General features: G+C 61.2%; 21 protein-coding genes. 15 read left to right on the plus strand and 6 right to left on the minus strand.

The features are described from left to right. Positions 1-229: 229 nt before the first annotated feature. Positions 230-1,927 (minus strand): AMP-binding protein, encoded by a 1,698-nt coding sequence (locus K0F88_RS25625; protein ID WP_219097077.1) that lies wholly within the window; start codon positions 1,925-1,927, stop codon positions 230-232. A gap of 204 nt (positions 1,928-2,131) precedes the next feature. Between K0F88_RS25625 and K0F88_RS25630 the strand changes: the two genes are divergently transcribed. From K0F88_RS25630 to K0F88_RS25645, 4 genes are read left to right on the plus strand one after another with little or no spacing between them, the layout of a single operon-like run. Beyond that, entirely contained in the window at positions 2,132-3,295 is a 1,164-nt protein-coding gene (locus K0F88_RS25630; protein WP_219097078.1) for an isovaleryl-CoA dehydrogenase, read from the plus strand. Positions 3,296-3,307: 12 nt separating this feature from the next. Then, positions 3,308-4,915: a carboxyl transferase domain-containing protein gene (locus K0F88_RS25635; protein ID WP_219097080.1), complete on the plus strand. Its 1,608-nt coding sequence runs from the start codon at positions 3,308-3,310 to the stop codon at positions 4,913-4,915. A 13-nt stretch (positions 4,916-4,928) separates the two neighbouring features. Beyond that, entirely contained in the window at positions 4,929-5,744 is an 816-nt protein-coding gene (locus K0F88_RS25640; RefSeq protein WP_219097081.1) for a gamma-carboxygeranoyl-CoA hydratase, read from the plus strand. Beyond that, a complete protein-coding gene (locus K0F88_RS25645; protein WP_219097082.1) occupies positions 5,744-7,699 on the plus strand; it encodes an acetyl/propionyl/methylcrotonyl-CoA carboxylase subunit alpha in 1,956 nt (651 codons plus the stop codon). Before K0F88_RS25640 ends, K0F88_RS25645 begins: the two co-directional genes overlap by 1 nt. Before the next feature lie 39 nt (positions 7,700-7,738). On the opposite strand, the gene K0F88_RS25650 is transcribed toward K0F88_RS25645, so the two are convergent. Beyond that, the gene (locus K0F88_RS25650; RefSeq protein WP_094468102.1) at positions 7,739-8,386 is read right to left on the minus strand and encodes a LexA family transcriptional regulator; all 648 of its coding nucleotides are present in this window, start codon (positions 8,384-8,386) and stop codon (positions 7,739-7,741) included. A 129-nt stretch (positions 8,387-8,515) separates the two neighbouring features. Between K0F88_RS25650 and K0F88_RS25655 the strand changes: the two genes are divergently transcribed. Together K0F88_RS25655 and K0F88_RS25660 are read left to right on the plus strand one after the other, a co-directional pair. Further along, on the plus strand, positions 8,516-8,854 hold the full coding sequence (locus K0F88_RS25655) for a DUF6124 family protein (protein ID WP_094468103.1): 339 nt from the start codon (positions 8,516-8,518) through the stop codon (positions 8,852-8,854). A 484-nt stretch (positions 8,855-9,338) separates the two neighbouring features. After that, entirely contained in the window at positions 9,339-10,490 is a 1,152-nt protein-coding gene (locus tag K0F88_RS25660) for a M14-type cytosolic carboxypeptidase (RefSeq protein ID WP_219097084.1), read from the plus strand. A gap of 43 nt (positions 10,491-10,533) precedes the next feature. On the opposite strand, the gene K0F88_RS25665 is transcribed toward K0F88_RS25660, so the two are convergent. Beyond that, positions 10,534-11,079: a cytochrome b gene (locus K0F88_RS25665; RefSeq protein ID WP_094468105.1), complete on the minus strand. Its 546-nt coding sequence runs from the start codon at positions 11,077-11,079 to the stop codon at positions 10,534-10,536. Then, positions 11,076-12,167, minus strand: a complete 1,092-nt coding sequence (locus tag K0F88_RS25670) for a catalase family peroxidase (RefSeq protein WP_219097085.1) — start codon at positions 12,165-12,167, stop codon at positions 11,076-11,078. Before K0F88_RS25670 ends, K0F88_RS25665 begins: the two co-directional genes overlap by 4 nt. A gap of 158 nt (positions 12,168-12,325) precedes the next feature. On the opposite strand from K0F88_RS25670, the gene K0F88_RS25675 reads away from it, so the two are divergent. Both K0F88_RS25675 and K0F88_RS25680 read left to right on the plus strand, forming a co-directional pair. Beyond that, positions 12,326-12,832 (plus strand): RNA polymerase sigma factor, encoded by a 507-nt coding sequence (locus tag K0F88_RS25675; RefSeq protein WP_219097086.1) that lies wholly within the window; start codon positions 12,326-12,328, stop codon positions 12,830-12,832. Next, on the plus strand, positions 12,829-13,581 hold the full coding sequence (locus K0F88_RS25680; RefSeq protein WP_219097087.1) for an anti-sigma factor: 753 nt from the start codon (positions 12,829-12,831) through the stop codon (positions 13,579-13,581). Before K0F88_RS25675 ends, K0F88_RS25680 begins: the two co-directional genes overlap by 4 nt. A 135-nt stretch (positions 13,582-13,716) precedes the next feature. On the opposite strand, the gene K0F88_RS25685 is transcribed toward K0F88_RS25680, so the two are convergent. Continuing rightward, on the minus strand, positions 13,717-14,553 hold the full coding sequence (locus K0F88_RS25685; protein WP_219097088.1) for an IclR family transcriptional regulator: 837 nt from the start codon (positions 14,551-14,553) through the stop codon (positions 13,717-13,719). A 244-nt stretch (positions 14,554-14,797) separates the two neighbouring features. Between K0F88_RS25685 and K0F88_RS25690 the strand changes: the two genes are divergently transcribed. The 7 genes from K0F88_RS25690 (at position 14,798) to K0F88_RS25720 (ending at position 21,448) form a co-directional block, all read left to right on the plus strand. Beyond that, positions 14,798-15,817, plus strand: a complete 1,020-nt coding sequence (locus K0F88_RS25690; protein WP_219097089.1) for an ABC transporter ATP-binding protein — start codon at positions 14,798-14,800, stop codon at positions 15,815-15,817. Next, positions 15,814-16,683: an ABC transporter permease gene (locus tag K0F88_RS25695; protein ID WP_219097090.1), complete on the plus strand. Its 870-nt coding sequence runs from the start codon at positions 15,814-15,816 to the stop codon at positions 16,681-16,683. The genes K0F88_RS25690 and K0F88_RS25695 overlap by 4 nt, the downstream gene beginning before the upstream one ends. A gap of 6 nt (positions 16,684-16,689) precedes the next feature. Further along, positions 16,690-17,484, plus strand: coding sequence for an ABC transporter permease (locus K0F88_RS25700; RefSeq protein ID WP_077749753.1), 795 nt, complete (start codon positions 16,690-16,692; stop codon positions 17,482-17,484). Positions 17,485-17,491: 7 nt separating this feature from the next. Then, entirely contained in the window at positions 17,492-17,782 is a 291-nt protein-coding gene (locus K0F88_RS25705) for a (2Fe-2S)-binding protein (protein ID WP_094468113.1), read from the plus strand. A gap of 133 nt (positions 17,783-17,915) precedes the next feature. Continuing rightward, positions 17,916-19,271, plus strand: coding sequence for an NAD(P)/FAD-dependent oxidoreductase (locus tag K0F88_RS25710; RefSeq protein ID WP_219097091.1), 1,356 nt, complete (start codon positions 17,916-17,918; stop codon positions 19,269-19,271). Further along, on the plus strand, positions 19,268-20,383 hold the full coding sequence (locus K0F88_RS25715) for an FAD-binding oxidoreductase (RefSeq protein ID WP_094468115.1): 1,116 nt from the start codon (positions 19,268-19,270) through the stop codon (positions 20,381-20,383). The genes K0F88_RS25710 and K0F88_RS25715 overlap by 4 nt, the downstream gene beginning before the upstream one ends. A gap of 18 nt (positions 20,384-20,401) precedes the next feature. Continuing rightward, on the plus strand, positions 20,402-21,448 hold the full coding sequence (locus tag K0F88_RS25720; protein ID WP_219097092.1) for an ABC transporter substrate-binding protein: 1,047 nt from the start codon (positions 20,402-20,404) through the stop codon (positions 21,446-21,448). A gap of 81 nt (positions 21,449-21,529) precedes the next feature. Here the strand turns inward: K0F88_RS25720 and K0F88_RS32595 are convergent. Further along, positions 21,530-21,733, minus strand: a 204-nt coding sequence (locus K0F88_RS32595; RefSeq protein WP_257605342.1) for a spore coat U domain-containing protein, incomplete at its 5' end; no start/stop codon positions are given.

Genomic DNA, 21,733 nt, shown 5'->3' on the forward strand with positions numbered 1-21,733 from the left:
CGCTCAAAAAAATACGTTTGCTCTTGATCCCGGATGGGGATCGACAAAAACAGCAGTAAAGGGTCACGGTCACTAAAAACAACAACAGACCGCCCCTCAATAATAAAAAAAGAGCACGCGCAACGAAAAATTAAAGGGGAGCTTCGGCTCCCCTTTGTGCTTTCTGCAATCCAGGTTTTCACCACCGCTTGTGGGAGCCAGCCTGCTGGCTCCCACAAGGGTGAAATTGTCAGACCTGCTTTTCGCGCAATTCCTCAATACTGATCTCGCGCATCCGGAATTTCTGGATCTTGCCGGTCACGGTCATCGGAAACTCTTCCACGAACTTGAAGTAACGCGGCGTCTTGAAGTGCGCGATGCGTTCCTTGCACCAGGTTTGCAGCTCTTGTTCGGTGGCGCTGTGGCCCGGGTGGAATTTGATCCAGGCGACAATCTCTTCGCCATAGCGCGAACACGGGATCCCGATGACTTGTACGTCCGCCACCGCCGGATGGGTAAAGAAGAATTCTTCCAGCTCACGCGGGTAAACGTTCTCACCGCCGCGGATGATCATGTCCTTGTTGCGCCCGGCAATGCACACGTAGCCCTCGTCGTTCATGCTCGCCAGGTCGCCGGTGTGCATCCAGCCCGCCTGATCGATGGCTTCTGCGGTGCCTTGCGGGTTGCTCCAGTAACCGAGCATCACGCTGTAACCGCGGGTGCAGAGTTCGCCGATGGTGCCGCGCGGCACCAGGTTGCCGGCCTCGTCGATGATCTTGCTTTCCAGTTGCGGCTGGGTCCGGCCAACGGTGGTCACGCGCAGTTCCAGTTCGTCAGACGGGCCGGTCTGCAACGACACCGGGCTGGTTTCCGTCATGCCGTAGGCGATCTGCACTTCGCTCATGTGCATTTCACTGATGACCCGGCGCATGACCTCGATCGGACAGGTCGCCCCGGCCATGATCCCGGTACGCAGGCTCGACAGATCGAACTCGGCGCGCTTGGGTTGATCGAGCATGGCGATGAACATGGTCGGCACGCCGTAGAGTGCGGTGGCTTTTTCTTCGGCAACCGTGGTCAGGGTCAGGAGCGGATCGAACGCATCGTTGGGGTAAATCATGGTGCTGCCGTGGGTGATGCAGCCGAGGTTGCCCATGACCATGCCGAAGCAGTGATACAACGGCACCGGGATCACCAGGCGGTCATTGGCCGTCAGCCCGAGGCTTTCGCCGACCATGTAACCGTTGTTGAGAATGTTGTAGTGACTGAGGGTCGCACCTTTCGGGAAACCGGTGGTGCCGGAGGTGTACTGGATGTTCACCGCCTGATCGAAGTGCAGGCTGTCCTGGCGTTCACGCAATTGTTCGGCGGACACGCTGGCGGCGAGATCGCCCAGTTGTGACCACGGCAGGAAGCCCGACGGAGGTTGTGCATCCAGACTGATGACGCCGCGCAAGTCTGGGAGGCGTTCGCTTTGCAGCTTTCCGATGGATTGCTCCGCCAGCTCAGGCACCAGGCCTTGCAGCATGCCGTGATAGTCGGAGGTCTTGAACGCACCGGCGCAGACCAGCCATTGGCAACCGGATTGCTTTAACACGTATTCAAGTTCGGAGCTGCGGTAGGCCGGGTTGATGTTGACCAGGATCACACCGATTTTTGCGCTGGCAAACTGGATGATGCACCACTGCGCGCAATTCGGTGCCCAGATACCGAGGCGGTCACCGGCCTGCAAGCCGAGCGCCAACAGGGCTCTGGCGTGCAAGTCGACGGCGTCGGCAAGTTGCTGCCAGGTGTAGCGCAACTGCTGATGGCGCACGACCAGCGCCTCCCCGTTCGGGTATTGCGCGACCGTGTTGTCGAAAGCCTGACCGATGGTCATCGCCAACAAGGCTTTCTCTTGGGAACCACGGGTATAGCTGCGCTGCGGGCTTGCACTGGGTTGATCCATGACGACCCCTATTGTCTTTATTAGTGGGTGTTACGGCGGCTCCCACCGGGGTGGTTCGCCTTCTATAAACTGGCTCTACTCTCGCTCAAGTTGACGTTAACGTAAAGGGTGATTGACAGCCATTCGTCACAGGCTTACGTTAACGTAAAGGTGAGAGCCGAATCACTGCCCTCCCCACCCTACAAAAAAGCCAAAAGGTGACCCATGAGCTACCCATCCCTGAACTTTGCCCTCGGTGAAACCATCGACATGCTGCGCGATCAGGTTCAGTCCTTCGTCGCCAAAGAGATCGCCCCGCGCGCCGCTCAGATCGACATCGACAACCTGTTCCCGGCTGACTTGTGGCGCAAATTCGGCGACATGGGCCTGCTGGGCATTACCGTCGCGGAAGAATACGGCGGTGCTGGCCTTGGCTACCTGGCCCACGTGGTCGCCATGGAAGAAATCAGTCGCGGCTCGGCGTCGGTCGCCTTGTCCTACGGCGCGCACTCCAACCTCTGCGTCAACCAGATCAACCGCAACGGCAATCACGAACAGAAAACCAAGTACCTGCCGAAGCTGATCAGCGGCGAACACATCGGTGCCCTGGCCATGAGCGAACCGAATGCCGGTTCCGACGTGGTCTCGATGAAGCTGCGTGCCGACAAACGTGGCGATCACTACGTGCTCAACGGCAGCAAAACCTGGATCACCAACGGTCCCGACGCCAACACCTACGTGATCTACGCCAAGACCGACCTGGAAAAAGGCCCGCACGGCATTACCGCGTTCATCGTCGAACGTGATTCGAAAGGCTTCAGCCGCAGCAACAAATTCGACAAGCTCGGCATGCGCGGTTCCAACACCTGCGAGCTGTTCTTCGATGACGTCGAAGTCCCGGAAGAAAACATCCTCGGCGTGCTCAACGGCGGCGTGAAAGTGCTGATGAGCGGCCTCGACTACGAACGCGTCGTGCTGTCCGGCGGCCCGACCGGGATCATGCAGGCCTGCATGGACCTGATCGTTCCGTACATCCACGACCGCAAGCAGTTCGGCCAAAGCATCGGCGAGTTCCAGCTGATTCAGGGCAAGGTCGCCGACATGTACACCCAACTCAATGCCAGCCGCGCGTATCTGTATGCCGTGGCCCAAGCCTGCGAGCGTGGCGAAACCACCCGCAAGGACGCCGCCGGCGTGATCCTCTACAGCGCCGAACGCGCCACGCAAATGGCCCTCGACGCGATCCAGATTCTTGGGGGCAACGGCTACATCAACGAATTCCCGGCCGGTCGTCTGCTGCGTGACGCCAAGCTGTACGAAATCGGCGCCGGCACCAGTGAGATCCGTCGCATGCTGATCGGTCGCGAACTGTTCAACGAAACCCGCTAAACGGAGCTGTCCATGGCTATCCTGCATACCCAGCTCAACCCCCGTTCGGCGGAGTTCGCGGCCAACAGCGCGGCGATGCTCAAACAAGTCGACGCGTTGCACACCCTGCTCGCCCAAGTGCAGCAAGGTGGCGGCCCGAAGGCGCAAGAACGCCACACCTCGCGGGGCAAGTTGTTGCCACGTGAGCGGATCAATCGTCTGCTCGATCCGGGCTCACCGTTTCTGGAAATCAGCCAACTGGCGGCCTACGCGGTCTACGGCGAAGACGTTCCGGCGGCGGGCGTGATTGCCGGGATCGGCCGTGTCGAAGGCGTCGAGTGCATGATCGTCGCCAACGACGCCACGGTGAAAGGTGGCTCGTATTACCCGCTGACGGTGAAAAAACACCTGCGTGCCCAGACTATCGCCCAGCAGAATCGCCTGCCGTGCATCTATCTGGTGGATTCGGGCGGCGCCAACCTGCCGCGTCAGGATGAAGTGTTTCCAGACCGCGAGCACTTTGGACGGATCTTCTTCAACCAGGCCAACATGAGCGCCATGGGCATCCCGCAGATTGCCGTGGTGATGGGTTCCTGCACCGCCGGTGGCGCTTATGTGCCAGCGATGGCCGACGAAGCGATCATGGTGCGCCAGCAGGCCACCATTTTCCTCGCTGGCCCGCCGTTGGTGAAAGCCGCGACGGGTGAAGTGGTCAGCGCCGAAGACCTCGGCGGGGCCGATGTGCACTGCAAGATTTCCGGTGTCGCCGACCACTACGCCGAGAGCGATGAACACGCGCTGGCCATTGCGCGGCGCAGTGTCGCCAACCTCAATTGGCGCAAGCTCGGCGAACTGCAGCAGCGCACACCCATCGCCCCGCTCTACGCCAGCGATGAGCTGTACGGCGTAGTCTCGGCCGACGCCAAGCAACCGTTCGATGTGCGCGAGGTGATCTCGCGGCTGGTGGACGGTTCGGTGTTCGACGAATTCAAAGCGCTGTTCGGGACCACGCTGGTGTGCGGCTTCGCACATCTACACGGTTACCCGATTGCGATCCTCGCCAACAACGGCATCCTGTTCGCCGAAGCCGCACAAAAAGGCGCGCACTTTATCGAACTGGCCTGCCAGCGCGGCATCCCGCTGCTGTTCCTGCAAAACATCACCGGTTTCATGGTCGGCCAGAAATACGAGGCCGGCGGCATCGCCAAGCACGGCGCGAAACTGGTGACCGCCGTGGCATGTGCCAAGGTGCCGAAATTCACCGTGATCATTGGCGGCAGTTTTGGCGCCGGCAACTACGGCATGTGCGGGCGCGCCTACGATCCACGCTTCCTGTGGATGTGGCCGAACGCGCGCATCGGCGTGATGGGTGCCGAGCAAGCGGCAGGCGTTTTGGTGCAGGTCAAGCGCGAGCAGGCCGAGCGCAGTGGCCAGGGTTTCAGCGCCGAACAGGAAGCCGAGATCAAGCAGCCGATCCTCGATCAATACGAAGAACAGGGCCACCCTTACTACTCCAGCGCACGGCTGTGGGACGACGGCGTCATCGACCCGGCGCAGACCCGCGACGTGCTCGCTCTGGCCTTGTCCGCGTCGCTGAATGCGCCAATCGAACCGAGCCGCTTCGGCGTGTTCCGGATGTGATCGGGAGAAAACCATGAGCGACTTCAACACCCTCGAACTGCTGACCGACCCACGAGGTTTTGCGACCCTGTGGCTCAGCCGTGAAGAAAAGAACAACGCGTTCAACGCCGAGATGATCCGCGAATTGATCCTCGCCCTGGACAAGGTGTCGACCGATGCCAGCCTGCGGTTTCTGCTGGTGCGCGGTCGCGGCAAGCATTTCAGCGCCGGTGCCGACCTGGCGTGGATGCAGCAATCGGCCGAGCTCGATTACCACACCAACCTCGACGACGCCCGTGAACTGGCGGAATTGATGTACAACCTCGCCAAACTGAAAATCCCGACCCTGGCCGTGGTACAGGGCGCGGCCTATGGTGGCGCGTTGGGCCTGATCAGTTGCTGCGACATGGCGATTGGTGCCGATGACGCGCAGTTCTGCCTGTCGGAAGTGCGCATCGGCCTGGCGCCGGCGGTGATCAGCCCGTTTGTAGTGCAAGCCATCGGCGAGCGCGCGGCACGCCGTTATGCCCTGACGGCTGAACGTTTCGGCGGGCAACGGGCGCGGGAAATCGGCCTGTTGTCGGAGAGCTATCCGGTCGCTGAGCTGGAACAGAACGTGGAGAAGTGGATCGACAACCTGCTGCTCAACAGCCCGGCCGCCATGCGCGTCAGCAAGGACTTGCTGCGTGAAGTCGGCAACGGTGCGCTGACCCCGGCGCTGCGCCGTTACACCGAGAATGCCATCGCACGCATCCGCGTCAGCCCCGAAGGCCAGGAAGGTCTGCGGGCCTTTCTGCAAAAACGTCCGCCGAGCTGGCAAGCACCGACCACCCCCAAGGAGCCGCGTTGATGAGCGCACCTGTGATTACCTCTCTGCTGGTGGCCAACCGTGGCGAAATCGCCTGCAGGGTGATGCGCACCGCCAAGGCCTTGGGCCTGACCACCGTGGCCGTGCACAGCGCCACTGACCGTGACGCCCGGCACAGCCGCGAAGCGGATATCCGCGTCGACCTCGGCGGTAGCAAAGCTGCTGACAGCTATCTACAAATCGATAAATTGATCGCGGCGGCCAAGGCCAGCGGCGCTCAGGCGATTCACCCCGGTTATGGCTTTTTGTCCGAGAACGCCGGGTTCGCCCGCGCCATTGAGGACGCTGGCCTGATCTTCCTCGGCCCGCCCGCCTCGGCCATTGATGCGATGGGCAGCAAGTCCGCTGCCAAAGCCTTGATGGAAACCGCCGGCGTGCCCCTGGTGCCCGGCTATCACGGCGAAGCTCAGGATTTCGACACCTTCCGCGATGCCTGCGAACGCATCGGTTATCCGGTGTTGCTCAAGGCGACAGCGGGCGGTGGTGGCAAAGGCATGAAAGTGGTTGAGGACGTCAGCCAGTTGGCCGAAGCCCTCGCCTCGGCGCAACGTGAAGCGAAATCCTCGTTTGGCGATTCGCGGATGCTGGTGGAGAAATACCTGCTCAAACCGCGTCATGTGGAAATCCAGGTGTTCGCCGATCAGCACGGCAACTGCCTGTACCTCAACGAACGTGACTGCTCGATTCAGCGTCGCCATCAGAAAGTCGTCGAAGAGGCGCCCGCTCCCGGCTTGAGTCCGGAACTGCGCCGCGCCATGGGCGAAGCCGCCGTGCGTTCGGCACAGGCCATCGGCTATGTCGGCGCCGGCACCGTGGAGTTTTTGCTGGATTCACGCGGCGAGTTTTTCTTCATGGAGATGAACACGCGTCTGCAGGTCGAGCACCCGGTCACCGAAGCGATCACTGGCCTCGACCTGGTCGCCTGGCAGATTCGCGTGGCGCGTGGTGAAGCGCTGCCAATGACTCAAGAACAGGTTCCGCTGATCGGCCATGCGATTGAAGTGCGGCTGTATGCCGAGGACCCGAGCCATGACTTCCTGCCGGCCACCGGGCGCCTGGCGTTGTATCGCGAATCGGCCGATGGTCCGGGACGTCGGGTCGACAGCGGTGTGGAAGAAGGCGATGAGATCTCGCCATTCTACGACCCGATGCTCGGCAAGTTGATTGCCTGGGGCGAGGACCGTGAACAGGCGCGACTGCGTTTGTTGAGCATGCTGGATGAGTTTGCGATCGGCGGGCTCAAGACCAACATCAACTTCCTGCGTCGGATCATCGCTCACCCGGCATTCGCGGCGGCAGAACTGGATACCGGGTTTATTCCGCGTTACCAGGAGCAACTGCTGCCAGCGCCTGCGGACCTCAGTGACGAGTTCTGGCACGCCGCCGCTCAGGCGTTTGCCCAGAGCCAGCCGGGTTCTCCGCGCGCTGATGACCTGAGCTCGCCTTGGGCCGTTGGCAATGGTTTTCGTGCTGGACTGCCGAGGGAAATCACCCTTCACCTCAGTTGCGAAGGGCAGGACCGGGCGCTGACGTTGGGTAACGTTGATGCCCACACTGCTCAGCTCAAGGGCGAACAGCTGCTGACCGATCACAACGGCGTGCGCCACCAGCACCGGGTCATTCGCCGAGGCGAGGTTGTGTATCTGCAGTGGGAAGGTGAATTGCGCCGCATCGAGGCCTACGACCCGATCAGTGCCGTCGAAGCCAGCCACAGCCATCAAGGTGGGCTCACCGCCCCCATGAACGGCAGCATCGTGCGCGTATTGGTCGAGGCCGGGCAAACGGTCGAAGCCGGAGCGCAACTGGTGGTGCTGGAAGCGATGAAGATGGAACACAGCATTCGCGCGCCTCACGCAGGGGTGATCAAGGCGCTGTATTGCCAGGAAGGCGAGATGGTCAGCGAAGGCAGTGCGTTGGTCGAACTGGAAGAAGCGTGAAATGAAGATCGGTCCTACGCGTTGCGAGGACCGATCTGATTAGAACTTGGCCGTTGCCTGAACCACTACGCCGAGGATTCGACACTCTTCGGTGAACAGGGCTTTCGGGTACGTCGGATTGAGCGGGACCAGGTAACGCTGCCCGCCCTCTTCGATCAGCTTGCGAAAGATTGCTTCGACGCTGTCCGCCCATTGCGCGATCACCAGTTTCCCGGGCTCCGGCACAATGGCCGGGTCCACCAGGATCATCATGCCCTCGGCGATGCTGATCCCGCTCGGCGCGGTCATCGCGTCGCCGACCACCTCGAGCCAGAACGCCGCGCCCTGAGCGTGGTAATCGGTCAGTTCGAAACGCGGCTTGCCGTAGACCGTTAGCTCGCCTTCACGCACCTGCGCAGGCTCGCGCCAGTCACTGACCGGGTAACGGAAGTACGGGTTGTACTTTTGCGTCAGGGACATCTCGTCGTCCTGCAGCACCAAGGGCTCCCGAATCACCATCGCCACTTCCAGAAAATCCATCCCGAGCGCCCGCAAGACACGATTCATGTCTTCGATGCTCGGCTGACGGCGTTTATTCAGCCAGTGACCCACACCGCCCTGAGACATCCCGAGGCGATCGGCGAGTACTTCCTGAGTGACTTTGAGTTCACTCATCTTGGCTTTGACCAACTCAATCCATTTATCCATGGGCGGCACGATACGTCGCGGACTCCAAGCAACAAAACACAAATTGTAGTATTTAAATTCTCGTCACAAATACAGTTCGTACTAGGATTGGTTCACGGATCTGAATCTATCACGGAGCTTGCCATCGCCATGACGTTACCCCGCAATGACCTGTCGGATATGCAAATGGACACCACCCTCACCTCGCCCAAAGGCAACGCCGCCGCGCAAAAAGCCTTGGACTATTACTTGAAACCAACTGTGTCAGAAGCGGTGGTCGAGGAGCGATTTTTTGATGTGAACCCTGCGGTCAGCGGTGAAGAAGCGCTGGTGCATGCGTCGGATCTGTTGCGCTGTGCTGCAGCGACCGCTTTCGAGTCGGCCAGCAACCTGCACGGCGCAAGTCGGGACCTGGCCTTTTCGACGGTGCATATGATCGACATGGCCAAGGCGATGATTGATCGTTCTTTACAGGGGCAGCGCGTTTGAGTCGGACGCACTTTCGAGGAAGACGGGAAAGAATTTTCCAATTGCGCAGATAAAATCATTTGACTTGCAAACGAGAATGATTATTATTGCATGCAGCTGGTCGCGAGATCAGTCGATGGACCAAGAGACCTTAGGTCGGTCTCCTGGACTATCTCCTCATCAGGCTAATCACGGTTTTTGACCCGGCTTTTTGCCGGGTCTTTTTTTTGCCAGTTATTCTGGCTTTGGCTTCAGGCTAATGAAGTCTTTAGGTGTTGCGAATTCGATTGGCGCGGATGATATCAAAAGAATATCCATTGGCAAGAGAAGCCCGGCAGCATTGGCCCAAACTAATGAAAAATAGCACTTGAGAATCAATCACACAGTCTCTAAGCTGCGTCTGCGTCAAGGAAGACGCCCCCCCTTTTGCCCCGCAATTTCCCCCGGTTTTTCCCTTCCCAGCGTGTAAAGTAGCAGCCATAAAAATCATATTCAGGAATCGACTATGACCGTGGCTAAATCCTCTTTCGACATCAGCGCAAATTTCGACAGCGGCAACATTGAAGTGCTGGACATCAGCAATCCACTTCAAGCCCTGCTGGCCATCAAACCCGACACCCGCAGCCAACATTTCCAGTGGTTCCACTTCAAGGCCAGCGGTCTGCACGTCGGCCAGGAGCACTGGTTTCGTCTGAACAATGCCAGCAAGTCCTCGTACAACAAGGCCTGGGACGGTTATCAGGCGGTGGCGTCCTACGACCACGTCAACTGGTTCCGCGTACCGACCATCTTCGAAGGCGACTGCCTGCGCTTCAGCCTCGAAGCCACGGCCACCCACGCCTGGTTTGCCTACTTCGAACCCTACAGCCGTGGCCGTCACGACTGGTTGATCGAACAGGCGCTGACCAAGGCTGGCACCGAACTGCTCGCCACCGGCAAAAGCGTGGAAGGTCGTGACATCCAGTTACTGCGTAAAGGCAGCGGCGCCGAAGGTCAGCGCAAAGTCTGGATGATTGCCCAACAACACCCCGGCGAACACATGGCCGAGTGGTTCATGGAAGGCGTGATCGAACGCCTGGAAAAGCACGACGACCCGGTACTGAACAAACTGCTGGCCAGCGCCGACCTGTATCTGGTGCCAAACATGAACCCGGACGGCGCCTTCCACGGTCACCTGCGCACCAACGCCATGGGTCAGGACCTGAATCGCGCCTGGCAGAGCGCCAGCCAGGACATCAGCCCGGAAGTGCTGTTCGTTCAGCAGCAAATGGAAAAGCACGGTGTCGACTTGTTCCTCGACATCCATGGCGATGAAGAAATCCCCTACGTGTTCACCGCCGGTTGCGAAGGCAACCCGGGCTACACGCCGCGGATCGAAAAACTCGAGACCCACTTCCGCGATCATCTGAAACATCTGACCAAGGACTTCCAGACCAAGCATGGCTACACCCGCGACGAACCGGGCAAAGCCAACATGACGCTGGCCTGCAACAGTGTCGGTGAGAAATTCGACTGCCTGTCGCTGACCCTGGAGATGCCCTTCAAGGACAACAACGACGCGCCGAATGCCTTGACCGGTTGGTCGGGCAAGCGCTCCAAGCAGTTGGGCAAGGACGTGCTGACGACCGTTGCCGATATGATCGACACCCTGCGCTGATCGCCCTCGATGGCTGCATGCCCGGCATGCAGCCATGATGCCTTCAGCCGCGATCCTTCCCGCGCAACATGCTGTCCAGCACCTCATCGCGCCGCACCCAACCGTGAAACAACGCTGCCGCCAGATGCAGCAACACGGTCAGAAACAGCAAGTACGCCAGATACCCGTGAGCCTTGCGCAAAAACGCAAACATCTGCGCATTCGCGGGCAGGATCGATGGCAACTGAAACGAATTGCTGAGCATCACCGGATCCCCGGCCGCTGAAATCATCGCCCAGCCCAGCAGCGGCAAAATGAACATCAAGACGTACAACAAGACATGCGAAGCCTTCGCCGCCAGTGCCTGCCAACCGGGCAAATCCGCCGGTAACGGTGGTTGCCGAGTGGAAAAGCGAACGACCAGGCGCACGATCACCAGCAGCAGAATCGCAATCCCCAACGGTTTGTGCAGATGGATCAGCCATTCATGCCGCTCGGACACCGAGGCCACCATGCCCGCGCCGATAAACAGCATCGCGATGATCATCAACGCCATCAGCCAATGCAGCAGCCGCGCCAACGGCGCGAAATGATTCGGTTGAGCACTCATTGATGAGCCTCCTGTTTAGCGTTGGCGGCAGGCAACTGTTTGACTTCACTGGTGCGACGCAGATAGGAACTGGCGTACCCCGCCGAGCGAGCGGCGAGCAATGGGTCGTCGGAGCCTTCGATACCGGCCGGCAACACGAGCGGGTCGTAGTTGATGTCACGGCACTCGCCATCGAGTTGCGGTTGCGTGCGTTCAAGCACCAAGGTGCCGGCATTCACCACTTTGCGACCGTCAGGCCAAGCCTTGCTGGCATCGTTGACCGGATCACCGGGGTTGGCCAAGGTGATGTTCAACTGCCAACGCAGCGGCCCGGCGGACAAACGCTGAACCAGGTCTTTTTCAAGGAAGTCAGCCCCTTCAGGCGCGGTGGCACCGGCGGCATCCTGCGCTATTGGTGTCATGCTCCAGCGCACCGCTTGGCGCTGACCGGTCGCGTTCACCAGGTAAAACGCGTTGACGCTGTTGTAGGTCTCCGTCGCATAGCTGGCCGAAGGCTTGGCCGTCTTGATCCAGGCCAGGAATGGCGCGGCTTCCGGGTGAGCACCAAAGAACGCCGGTACCGCCGCCGGATTGGGCTTGCCGGTGGCCGGATCCGGCGATTGCGCTTGCTGCAATTGATAGAACGCTTCAGGCGTACCCACCGGGAACACCGGCATGCTGTTCATCCCGGTGCGCCATTGCTGGCCGTTAGCCTGAGTGAAACGCAACGCCATGCTGCGGATCGGCACACTGCTGTCAGGTGCATAAGGATTGCCCGCAGGCAAGGCAAAACGCCCGACCACCGGCGTCTGCGGCTCATTGAAGACCTGGGCACTGGAATAAGTACGCGCCTCGCCACTGCTTTCAAAATGCCCGATCACGCACACGCCCTTGGCATGGTTACGGCGAAACCCCGGGTGCACGCCGTTGTTTTTTTCCAGCACATTGATCAATGCTTTCGGCGTCAGGCGTTGTGGGTCGAGTGTTCCGTTGACGTAGGCAAAGGCACCGGCCAGCGCCGCGACGACCACGGCAATACCGCCGAGGCGCAACGTCAGGCTTGCGGCACTCAGCGGTGGCCGGGTGGGCGGTGATGAGCGATCTACCATGAATGACTCCAGGGCCATCGGCCACAAGTGAGAAGAACCAAGCAGACGTACCCCACGACGCTTTATTCCATCACCCGGTATTTATTTTTCCAGGCGTGGAATAACCTCAAGTGCCGGGCGTCTCCCTAGTCCACAGCGTAGTGACTAGTCAGAACTTCATGAACGATATCGACGAACAACTCAGAGAAATCATTCCCAGGTTGCGACGGTTTGCCGTGTCGTTGACGCGCAATCCCAGCAGCGCGGACGATCTGGTGCAATCGAGCCTGGAGCGCGCCCTGTCGAGTTGGGGCGACAAACGCCCCGAGGGCGACTTGCGCGCCTGGCTGTTTTCGATCCTTTACCGGCAGTTTCTCGACGCTCATCGACGTTCCCGGCGTTATGCGCGGATGCTCGAATTTTTTACCGGCCGTGACGATGCCCAGCCCTCGGTAGAGCGCACCGTGATTGCCCAATCCACCCTGCAAGCCTTTGACCAGCTCACCACCGAACAGCGCGCATTGCTGCTCTGGGTGTCGGTGGAAGGTTTGAGTTATAAAGAGGTCGCCGAGATTCTCGACGTCCCGACCGGCACCGTGATGTCCCGCCTGTCCCGCGCCCGTCAGGCCCTGCGCCAACTCAGCGACGGCGAAATCACCAGCCCTTCTCTGCGGATACTCAAATGATCAGCATGCCCCCGAGCGAACGCGACCTGCACGCCTACGTCGATCATCAACTCAATGACGCCGACCGACGCCTGGTCGAGACTTACCTGGCCAGCAACCCTCAAGCCGCCGCGCAAGTGCGCGCCTGGCAGCAAGACGCCCAGCAACTGCGCGCGGCCATGAGCGGCGCGTTGCACTATACGGCCAACCCCGACCTCGACCCGGCGCTGATTCGCCAGCGGGTCAAACGCCAGTCCCGCCGCCATCTGGCCAGCGCCGCGGTGCTCTTGATTGCGGTCAGCGTCGGCGGATTGAGCGGCTGGCAGGCGAGGGAAATGACACTGGTCGGCGCGCCACCACCCATGACTGATGCGATGCAGGCTTACCGTTTGATCGCCCAGCAAGGCATCCTGCCGGCGGACTACAAGGTCAGCGACGACGGCGACATGCAGGGTTGGCTCGACCGTTATTTCTCTCACGCCAATCGCCTGCCGGACTTGTCGGACTCGGGATACAAACCGGTCAGCGGCCGCTTGCTCAGCACCGAGCAAGGGCCGGCGGCGATGGTGGTTTACGAAGATCAGGGCGGGCACAAGATCAGCTTCTACGTGCGACCACCAGGACCGAAAAACAACCTGCTGCCTCGGGGCAGTCGCAGCGATGGCGAGTTGCAGGCCGAGTATTGGTCCGGCGCCGGCTACAACTATGCGATGGTCAGCCCGAGCGATACGCCAGCGGCGCAGATGCTCAAGCAAACCACCCAGTTCTGATCACACTAACCATCCCCTGTGGGAGCGGGCTTGCCCGCGATAGCGGTTGGACATTCAACAATGATGGTGACTGGTCCAACGCTATCGCGGGCAAGCCCGCTCCCACAGGGACATGCGGTGGAGTGTGGGGTGTGCTCAACCCTGCCCGAACACTTGCGAGGGCCTTCGCAGCAGCGGATCAAACGGATTGATCCGAGGCCCGATCAGCGCCGCCTCGCGCTTGAGCATCTCCACCACCGTCGGCAAACGATCCGGCCCCAGGCGATCACTCACCGTGGCCACGCTCAATGCCGCCACCGCTCGTCCTTCCCGATCCAGAATCGGCACCGCGACACCGGCCATGCCTTGCAGCACACCGGTGTTGCGCCCGGCGTAACCCAGCGTGCGCACGTTCTCGACTTCCGAACGCAGGAACACCTCGTCGTACAGGTGAAAATCCTTGAGCCGCGGCAAGTTGTAATGGATCACCGTATCGCGCTCCTCCTCCGGCAGAAACGCCAGAATCGCCAGACTGCCCTGGCCGACGCCAAGCGCCACTCGCCCACCGATATCGCCAGTAAAGGTGCGGATCGGAAACGGCCCCTCGCTGCGGTCCAGGCAGATCGCATCAAACCCGCTGCGCGCCAGTAAAAACAACGAATCCCCCAACGAAGCCGAGAGTCGCAGCAACGACGGTCGCACCAGTTCGCGCAGATTTCCGGTGTTGCCGGCCCGCGCCGCCAACGCAAAAAAATCCAGGCTCAGACGATAGCGTTTGCTGCGAGCGTCCTGTTCGACCATGCCTTCGTCCATCAGGCTGCGCAACAAACGGTGCGTGGTCGGTTGCGACAGGCCGATACGCTGCGCCAGTTGGGTCACACGCTCCCCGCCCTCGACGGTGTCACCCAGGCTTCGCAGCACGGCAAACAGTCTGGACACAGCCCCGACACCGACTTCATTTTTGTTTTCATTCCGTTCAGTGGAATCAGACATGCAGTTTCTCGATAAAAAATTTACTCACTGAATGAAACTGAAAATAGTCATCGCTTCAGTGAAATAGGCCATTGAGCCCATCCTATTCTTCGTCCTACTCTGCGTCCAGACAGGGGCGATTCGAACAACAGCGGCAGCCGACAGAAGTCGAGCGCCAACGCACCCAGCAAGACCTTTTCGTATCTGCCCATACAAAAAAGCGCGCCTTCGGGCGACGCATAACAATCTCAGGTGGAGCGCAGTCATGGCTTTTGTGCAACTTGAAGGACTCGGCAAACGTTACGGCGAGATTGACGCCGTCGTCGCCACCCACCTCTCGGTCGAAAAAGGCGAATTCGTATCCCTGCTAGGCCCCTCCGGCTGCGGCAAAACCACCACCCTGCAAATGATCGCCGGCTTCGTCGAAGTCAGCAGCGGACGCATCCTGCTCGACGGTCGCGACATCACCCACGCCAAACCTGCCAGTCGCGGCTTGGGCGTGGTGTTCCAGAGTTACGCGCTGTTCCCGCACATGACCGTCAAAGACAACGTCGCCTTCGGTCTGCGAATGCGCAAAGTGCCCGGTGCCGAGTTGCAGCAACGGGTGGATCGGGTGTTGAAACTGGTGCGCCTCAATCAACACGCCGAACGTTACCCACGAGAACTCTCCGGCGGCCAGCGTCAGCGTGTCGCGCTGGCCCGGGCCCTGGTGATCGAGCCGCCCGTGCTGCTGCTCGATGAGCCGCTGTCCAACCTCGACGCCAACCTGCGCGAAGAGATGCAGTTCGAGATCCGCCGCATCCAGCGTGAAGTCGGGATCACCACGCTGATGGTCACCCACGATCAGTCCGAAGCGCTGTCCATCAGCGACCGCGTAGTGGTGATGCAAGCCGGGCGCATCACCCAGATCGACGCGCCTTACACCCTTTATGAACACCCGCGCACCGAGTTCATTTCCGGCTTCGTCGGCAAAGCCAATTTGCTGCCCGGCGAGCGTGATGGTGCGGGCGTAGTCCAGGTGCAAAGGGGCGGTGACCTGACCCTGAGCCTGCGCCCGGAAAAAATCGATCTGCGGGAGCAAGGCCAAGGTCGGCTGCAAGGCCAGATCGTCAGCCGATTCTTCCTCGGCAGCCAATGGTTGTACGGCGTCTCGACGACCTTGGGCGAACTCAGTGTGGTGCGCCGCAACGACGGCTCGGCACCACTGACCGAAGGCACGGCGGTCGGCCTGGATTGGGATGCGACGCTGCTGCGGGTACTGACCGTGGATGAGGTGCCGGCATGAGTACGCTTGCCGCCATTCGCCAGGGACGTCAGGGTTACTGGCTGTCAGCGCCGGCCCTGGCGTTGTACCTCGGGCTGTTGATCATCCCGCTGCTGCTGACCCTGGTGCTGTCGTTCAACGTCTTCGACTACAGCTCGGGGATCAACGGCGATGCCTTCACCCTCGACCATTACAGCAGCTTGCTGGGCGATGCGTACTTCTACGAAATCTTCCTGCGCACGATGTGGATCAGCGCCCTGACCACCCTGCTCTGCGTGGTGATCGGCGTGCCCGAGGCCTACATCCTCAGCCGCATGGGCGCACCCTGGCGCTCGATTTTCCTGATTCTGATCCTCACGCCGCTGCTGATTTCGGTGGTGGTACGTGCCTTCGGCTGGAGCCTGCTGCTGGGTGCCGACGGGCTGGTCAACCAGACCCTGCAAGCCTTCGGTGGCTCGCCGATGAAGTTGCTGTACACGCCGTTCGCCGTGGTGATTGCACTGGTCCACGTGATGCTGCCGTTCATGATCATTCCGGTCTGGACCTCGCTGCAAAAACTCGACCCCGCCGCCGAGCAGGCCGCGCTGTCGCTGGGCGCCAGCCACTTCACCGTGATGCGCCAAGTGGTGCTGCCGCAGATCATGCCGGGTGTGTTGTCAGGCACCTTGATCGTGTTCGGCCTCGCGGCCAGTTCGTTCGCCATTCCCGGCCTGCTCGGCGGACGTCGCCTGAAGATGGTCGCGACGTTGATCTACGACCAGTACCTGTCGGAGCTCAATTGGCCGATGGGTGCGGCCATCGCGGTCGCGCTGCTGTTGCTCAACCTGCTGATCATGCTGTCGTGGAACCGGATGATCGAAGGCCGCTACAAGAAGTCATTGGGATAACTCGTCATGTCCAAGAACGGTCCTTTCGCCCTGCTGTTCCATGCCCTGGTGGTGCTGTTCATGCTCGCGCCGCTGGTGGTGGTGTGCCTCGTGGCCTTCACCCCGGAAAACACCCTGAGCCTGCCGACCACCGAGTTTTCATTGCGCTGGTTCCGTGCGGTGTTCGAGCGTGCCGACTTTGTCGATGCGTTTTACAACAGCCTGATCCTGGCGTTCTGCGCGGCCAGTATCGCGACGTTGATTGCGGTGCCGGCGGCGCTGGCGATAACGCGTTTCGAGTTCCCCGGACGGGACTTTCTCAACGGCCTGTTTCTGTCGCCGATCATCATTCCGCACCTGGTGCTGGGGGTGGCGCTGTTGCGCTTGTTTGCGCTGATGGGCGTCAACGGCAGCTTCGCCTGGCTGATCTTCGCCCACGTGCTGGTGATCACGCCGTATGTGTTGCGCCTGGTATTGGCGTCGGCCATTGGCCTGGACCGCAGCGCCGAACACGCTGCGCAGTCGTTGGGTGCCGGGCGCTTCACGCTGTTTCGGGAAATCACCTTGCCGATGATTCTGCCGGGGGTCGCCGGGGGTTGGCTGCTGGCGTTCATCAACAGTTTTGACGAGGTCACGCTGTCGATCTTCGTCACCTCGCCGGCCACGCAAACCCTGCCGGTGCGCATGTACGTCTACGCCACCGAATCCATCGACCCGATGATGGCGGCGGTGTCGGCACTGGTGATCGGGCTGACTGCGCTGACCATGATTCTGCTCGATCGGGTGTATGGCCTGGATCGGGTTCTGGTGGGTAAACAATGAGGGCGCCATGGCTGTGCTGAAACGACTGGCCGAAGGCGATCGCCCGGCTGTGGAATTTACCCTGGACGGCGAACCGGCCAGCGGCCTGCTCGGCGATACCTTGCTGACCGCCGTGCTGACTTGCAGCGAACACCTGCGTGGCAGCGACTTCAGCGCCGAACCCCGCGCCGGCTTCTGCCTGATGGGCGCCTGTCAGGACTGTTGGGTCCGCCTGGGCGACGGCCGCCGCGTGCGGGCCTGCTCGACGCTGCTCGAAGCTGGCCAACAAATAAGCCGCGAACCGGGACGCACCCTATGAACACACATTCCACCTGCAAAAACCGTATTCCCTGTGGGAGCGAGCCTGCTCGCGATAGCGGTCTGTCAGTCAACCTCTCTGCTGAATGGGCCGCCGTCCTCGCGAGCAGGCTCGCTCCCACAGGGGCACGGGTATGAAGGCTGTGGTCATTATTGGCGCAGGTCCGGCCGGGATTCGTTCGGCGCAGACGTTGATGGCGCATGGGGTTCGTCCAGTGCTGCTGGACGAAGCGGCGCGCGGTGGCGGGCAGATTTATCGGCGCCAGCCGGAGAATTTCAAGCGCTCGGCGGTCAAGCTGTATGGCTTCGAAGCGCGCAAGGCCAGTGGGTTGCATCAAACGATCGACGCGCTGCGCGGGCAACTCGACTACCGCCCCGAGACACTGGTCTGGAACGCCGAAGACGGTGCGCTGGACACTTTGCACGAGGGCCGTGCCGCGCGACTGGAATTCTCCCGCGTGATCGTCGCCACAGGTGCCACCGACCGGATTCTGCCGGTGTCAGGCTGGACGCTGCCGGGTGTCTACAGCCTCGGCGCGGCGCAGATCGCGCTCAAATTCCAGGGCTGCGCCATCGGTGAGCGCGTGGTGTTCGCCGGCAGCGGGCCGTTGCTGTACCTGGTGGCGTACCAGTACGTCAAGGCCGGCGCGAAGGTCGTTGCGGTACTCGACAGTTCACCCTTCAGCGCTCAGGCCCGCGCCCTGCCCGGCCTGCTGTCGCAACCGGCCACACTCGCCAAAGGCATCTATTACCGCAGCTGGCTGACCGCCCACGGCATCCCGGTGCATCAAGGCGCAACTTTGAAACGTGTCAACGGAGAACAGCGCGTGCAATCCGTGGAGTGGTCCAACGCCAAAGGCGAACATCGGCTCGATTGCGATGCCGTTGCCTTCGCCCATGGCCTGCGCAGTGAAACCCAACTCGCCGATTTACTCGGCTGTGAATTCGCCTGGAACCCACTCAACCGCGCTTGGCTGCCGCAGCGTGACCACGCCGGTCGCAGCAGTGTCGCCGAGGTTTATCTGGCCGGTGACGGCGCCGGCATCATGGGCGCCGACGCCGCTGAAATGGCAGGTGAACGGGCGGCGTTGGCGTTGCTCGAAGACATCGGTTACCTGATTCCGCCACAACGTCCCGACAGCCTTGAACGCTCCCTGCAACGCATCAGTGAATTCCGCAACGGACTTGAGCGCGCCTTCGCCTTCCCCGAGCACTGGGCCAGCGAAACCGCCGATGAGGTGGTCGTCTGCCGCTGCGAAGAAGTGCTGGCCGGCGACATCCGCAAGGTGGTGCGCGAAGGTCACTGGGAAATCAATCGGGTCAAGGCGCACTGCCGCATTGGCATGGGCCGCTGTCAGGGCCGGATGTGCGGCGCCGCTGCGGCGGAAATCATTGCCTGCGAAAGCCGACGCCCGGTGTCTGAGATCGGTCGATTGCGGGCACAGGCGCCGATCAAGCCGCTGCCGTTTGGTCTGGAGGTCGAGCCATGATCGAAGTCGATGCAGTGATCATTGGTGGCGGCATTGTCGGGGCGTCGGCCGCGCTGTTCCTGAGCAAGGCCGGCCGGCGTGTTGCACTGCTGGAGCGCGACTTTTGCGGCTCGCACTCCAGCGGCGTGAACTACGGCGGCGTGCGGCGCCAGGGGCGTCCACTGTCGCAATTACCGCTGTCGCAACGGGCCCACGAGCTCTGGGGCCAGTTGCCGCAACTGATCGGCATCGACGGAGAATATCAACGCAGCGGTCATTTGAAACTGGCCCGCAGTCTCAACGATCTGCACGCCTTGCAGCACTACGCCGTCAGCAGCCAGGGCTTCGGACTCGATTTGCAGCTGCTCGACCGCCATGAATTGCGCGCGCGTTTTCCATGGGTCGGCGACGTCACGGCCGGCGCATCGTTTTGCCCCGACGACGGCCACGCCAACCCGCGCCTGGTGTCCCCCGCCTTCGCGCAAACGGCCCGTCGGCACGGCGCGCAGGTCCACGAACAATGTGCCGTAACGGCGGTGGAACACGACGGTCAGCGCTTTCGCGTCAGTACGCAAACCGGCCTCGAGTTGCACGCGCCCTGGCTGCTGAACTGCGCCGGGGCCTGGGCCGGAACCCTGGCCGCGCAGTTTGGCGAAGCAGTGCCGATGCACGCCGGCCACCCGGCGATGCTGGTCACCGAGCCGTTGCCATTGGTGATGAATGCCAGCACCGGCGTCGAGGGGGGCGGCATCTACGCGCGTCAGGTTGCACGCGGCAATTGCGTGCTCGGCGGCGGCCAGGGTTTTGCCCTCGATGACGCCCGCGCCCGCCCCGGCCAACACGCGGTGATCGAAATCCTGCGTCAGGCCGTCGAGCTCTACCCGTTTCTTGAAGGCGCCCAGGCGATTCGTACCTGGAGCGGCACCGAAGGTTATCTGCCTGATCGCCAACCGGTGATCGGTCATAGCAGCACTCAACCCGGTCTGTTACACGCCTTCGGCTTTGCCGGTGCGGGTTTCCAGATCGGTCCTGCGGTCGGCCAGGCGCTCACCGAGATCATCTGCAGCGGCGCCTCAAAGACGCCACTGGATGCGTTTTCCATCACCCGGTTTCACTCCATCTCCGTTGCTTGATAGAGGAAGGTCGCGCCAATGAATAACGTCAAACGTACTGCACTGCTTGGTTTTTCCTGCCTGGGAGCCCTGCTCGCCGCCACCCAGGCCCAGGCCGAACCGACGCTTTATCTGGGCATGAACGGCGGGACCATGGAGCGGCTCTACGCCGACAAGGTGCTGCCGGTTTTCGAGAAAGCCAACAACGTCAAAGTGGTGATCGTGCCGGGGACTTCCGCCGATATCCTGGCCAAGGTCCAGGCCAGCAAAGGCAACCCGCAGATGCACGTGATGTTCCTCGACGACGGCATCATGTACCGCGCCATCGCCATGGGGTTGTGCGACAAACTCGAAGACAGCGCGCCGCTGGCGCAGATTCCGGCCAAGGGCCGCATCAAGGATCAAGCGGTGGCGGTCAGCCTTGGCGTCACCGGGCTGGCGTACAACACGCGGCTGTTCAAGGAGAAAGGCTGGGCCGCGCCGACCTCGTGGATGGACATGGCCGACCCGCGCTTCAAGGACAAACTGGTGTTCCAGTCGATGGCCTCGTCGACCTTCGGACTGCATGGCTTCCTGATGTTCAACCGGATTCAGGGCGGCAGTGAAACCGACGTCGAGCCGGGCTTCAAGGCCTGGCCGAACACCGTCGGACGCAACGTGCTGGAATACATTCCGAGTTCGGCGAAGATTTCCGAAATGCTCCAGACCGACGAAGCCGCGCTGTTCCCGCTGACACCGACCCAAGTCACCGCGCTGAAACTCAAAGGCATGCCGGTGGAGTATGCGCAGCCCAAGGAAGGCTCCGTGGTGCTCAACGTGGCCGAGTGCGCCATCGCCAACAACACGCAGCCGGAACTGGCGCAGAAACTCGCAGCGTTTTTGCTGACGCCTGAAGCTCAGGCCGCCGCACTTGAGGATGGCGACCAGATCCCGTCCAACCCGAATACGCCGACCACCGACAAGACGCGCGGTCAGGTCGAGGCGATGAAGCAGTACCTGACCACCGCAATTGCCATTGACTGGGATCAGGTCAACGAACAGCGCCCGGCGTGGAATGCGCGGTGGAATCGCAGTATCGAGCGGTAGCCGATCCACCCCGGCTGGAACGCTCCCCCTGTAGCAACTGCCGAGCAGCGCGAGGCAGCTGCTACAGGTCGGAGTGCTTGGTTAGAACCCGACATCAAGGATCACGTTGTCCAGATAAGTCCCGGCCGGCGGTGTGGTCTGGTCGGTGTAGATTTTTGCGTTGTAGTTGAACACCTGGCTGCCTGTGCCCAAGCCATTGCCCGGGTTCACTTCCGCATCGGAACTGGCCCGGCGCGCGCTGCCGACACTGCCCCAGCGGGTGGTGCCGGCACTTTTGAAGATGTC

Origin of the sequence: Pseudomonas sp. UMAB-40, assembly GCF_900095275.1 — a bacterium.
Classification (GTDB): Bacteria; Pseudomonadota; Gammaproteobacteria; order Pseudomonadales; family Pseudomonadaceae; genus Aquipseudomonas; species Aquipseudomonas mandelii_B.

Bases quoted from the DNA above. Each gene is read 5' to 3' on its own strand.
- K0F88_RS25690 (WP_219097089.1), top strand. From the start codon at position 14,798: ATGGCTTTTGTGCAACTTGAAGGACTCGGCAAACGTTACGGCGAGATT.
- K0F88_RS25670 (WP_219097085.1), bottom strand. From the start codon at position 12,167: ATGGTAGATCGCTCATCACCGCCCACCCGGCCACCGCTGAGTGCCGCA.
- K0F88_RS25720 (WP_219097092.1), top strand. From the start codon at position 20,402: ATGAATAACGTCAAACGTACTGCACTGCTTGGTTTTTCCTGCCTGGGA.
- K0F88_RS25680 (WP_219097087.1), top strand. From the start codon at position 12,829: ATGATCAGCATGCCCCCGAGCGAACGCGACCTGCACGCCTACGTCGAT.
- K0F88_RS25655 (WP_094468103.1), top strand. From the start codon at position 8,516: ATGACGTTACCCCGCAATGACCTGTCGGATATGCAAATGGACACCACC.
- K0F88_RS25685 (WP_219097088.1), bottom strand. From the start codon at position 14,553: ATGTCTGATTCCACTGAACGGAATGAAAACAAAAATGAAGTCGGTGTC.
- K0F88_RS25660 (WP_219097084.1), top strand. From the start codon at position 9,339: ATGACCGTGGCTAAATCCTCTTTCGACATCAGCGCAAATTTCGACAGC.
- K0F88_RS25695 (WP_219097090.1), top strand. From the start codon at position 15,814: ATGAGTACGCTTGCCGCCATTCGCCAGGGACGTCAGGGTTACTGGCTG.
- K0F88_RS25640 (WP_219097081.1), top strand. From the start codon at position 4,929: ATGAGCGACTTCAACACCCTCGAACTGCTGACCGACCCACGAGGTTTT.
- K0F88_RS25675 (WP_219097086.1), top strand. From the start codon at position 12,326: ATGAACGATATCGACGAACAACTCAGAGAAATCATTCCCAGGTTGCGA.
- K0F88_RS25650 (WP_094468102.1), bottom strand. From the start codon at position 8,386: ATGGATAAATGGATTGAGTTGGTCAAAGCCAAGATGAGTGAACTCAAA.
- K0F88_RS25700 (WP_077749753.1), top strand. From the start codon at position 16,690: ATGTCCAAGAACGGTCCTTTCGCCCTGCTGTTCCATGCCCTGGTGGTG.
- K0F88_RS25715 (WP_094468115.1), top strand. From the start codon at position 19,268: ATGATCGAAGTCGATGCAGTGATCATTGGTGGCGGCATTGTCGGGGCG.
- K0F88_RS25630 (WP_219097078.1), top strand. From the start codon at position 2,132: ATGAGCTACCCATCCCTGAACTTTGCCCTCGGTGAAACCATCGACATG.
- K0F88_RS25645 (WP_219097082.1), top strand. From the start codon at position 5,744: ATGAGCGCACCTGTGATTACCTCTCTGCTGGTGGCCAACCGTGGCGAA.
- K0F88_RS25635 (WP_219097080.1), top strand. From the start codon at position 3,308: ATGGCTATCCTGCATACCCAGCTCAACCCCCGTTCGGCGGAGTTCGCG.
- K0F88_RS25665 (WP_094468105.1), bottom strand. From the start codon at position 11,079: ATGAGTGCTCAACCGAATCATTTCGCGCCGTTGGCGCGGCTGCTGCAT.
- K0F88_RS25705 (WP_094468113.1), top strand. From the start codon at position 17,492: ATGGCTGTGCTGAAACGACTGGCCGAAGGCGATCGCCCGGCTGTGGAA.
- K0F88_RS25625 (WP_219097077.1), bottom strand. From the start codon at position 1,927: ATGGATCAACCCAGTGCAAGCCCGCAGCGCAGCTATACCCGTGGTTCC.
- K0F88_RS25710 (WP_219097091.1), top strand. From the start codon at position 17,916: ATGAAGGCTGTGGTCATTATTGGCGCAGGTCCGGCCGGGATTCGTTCG.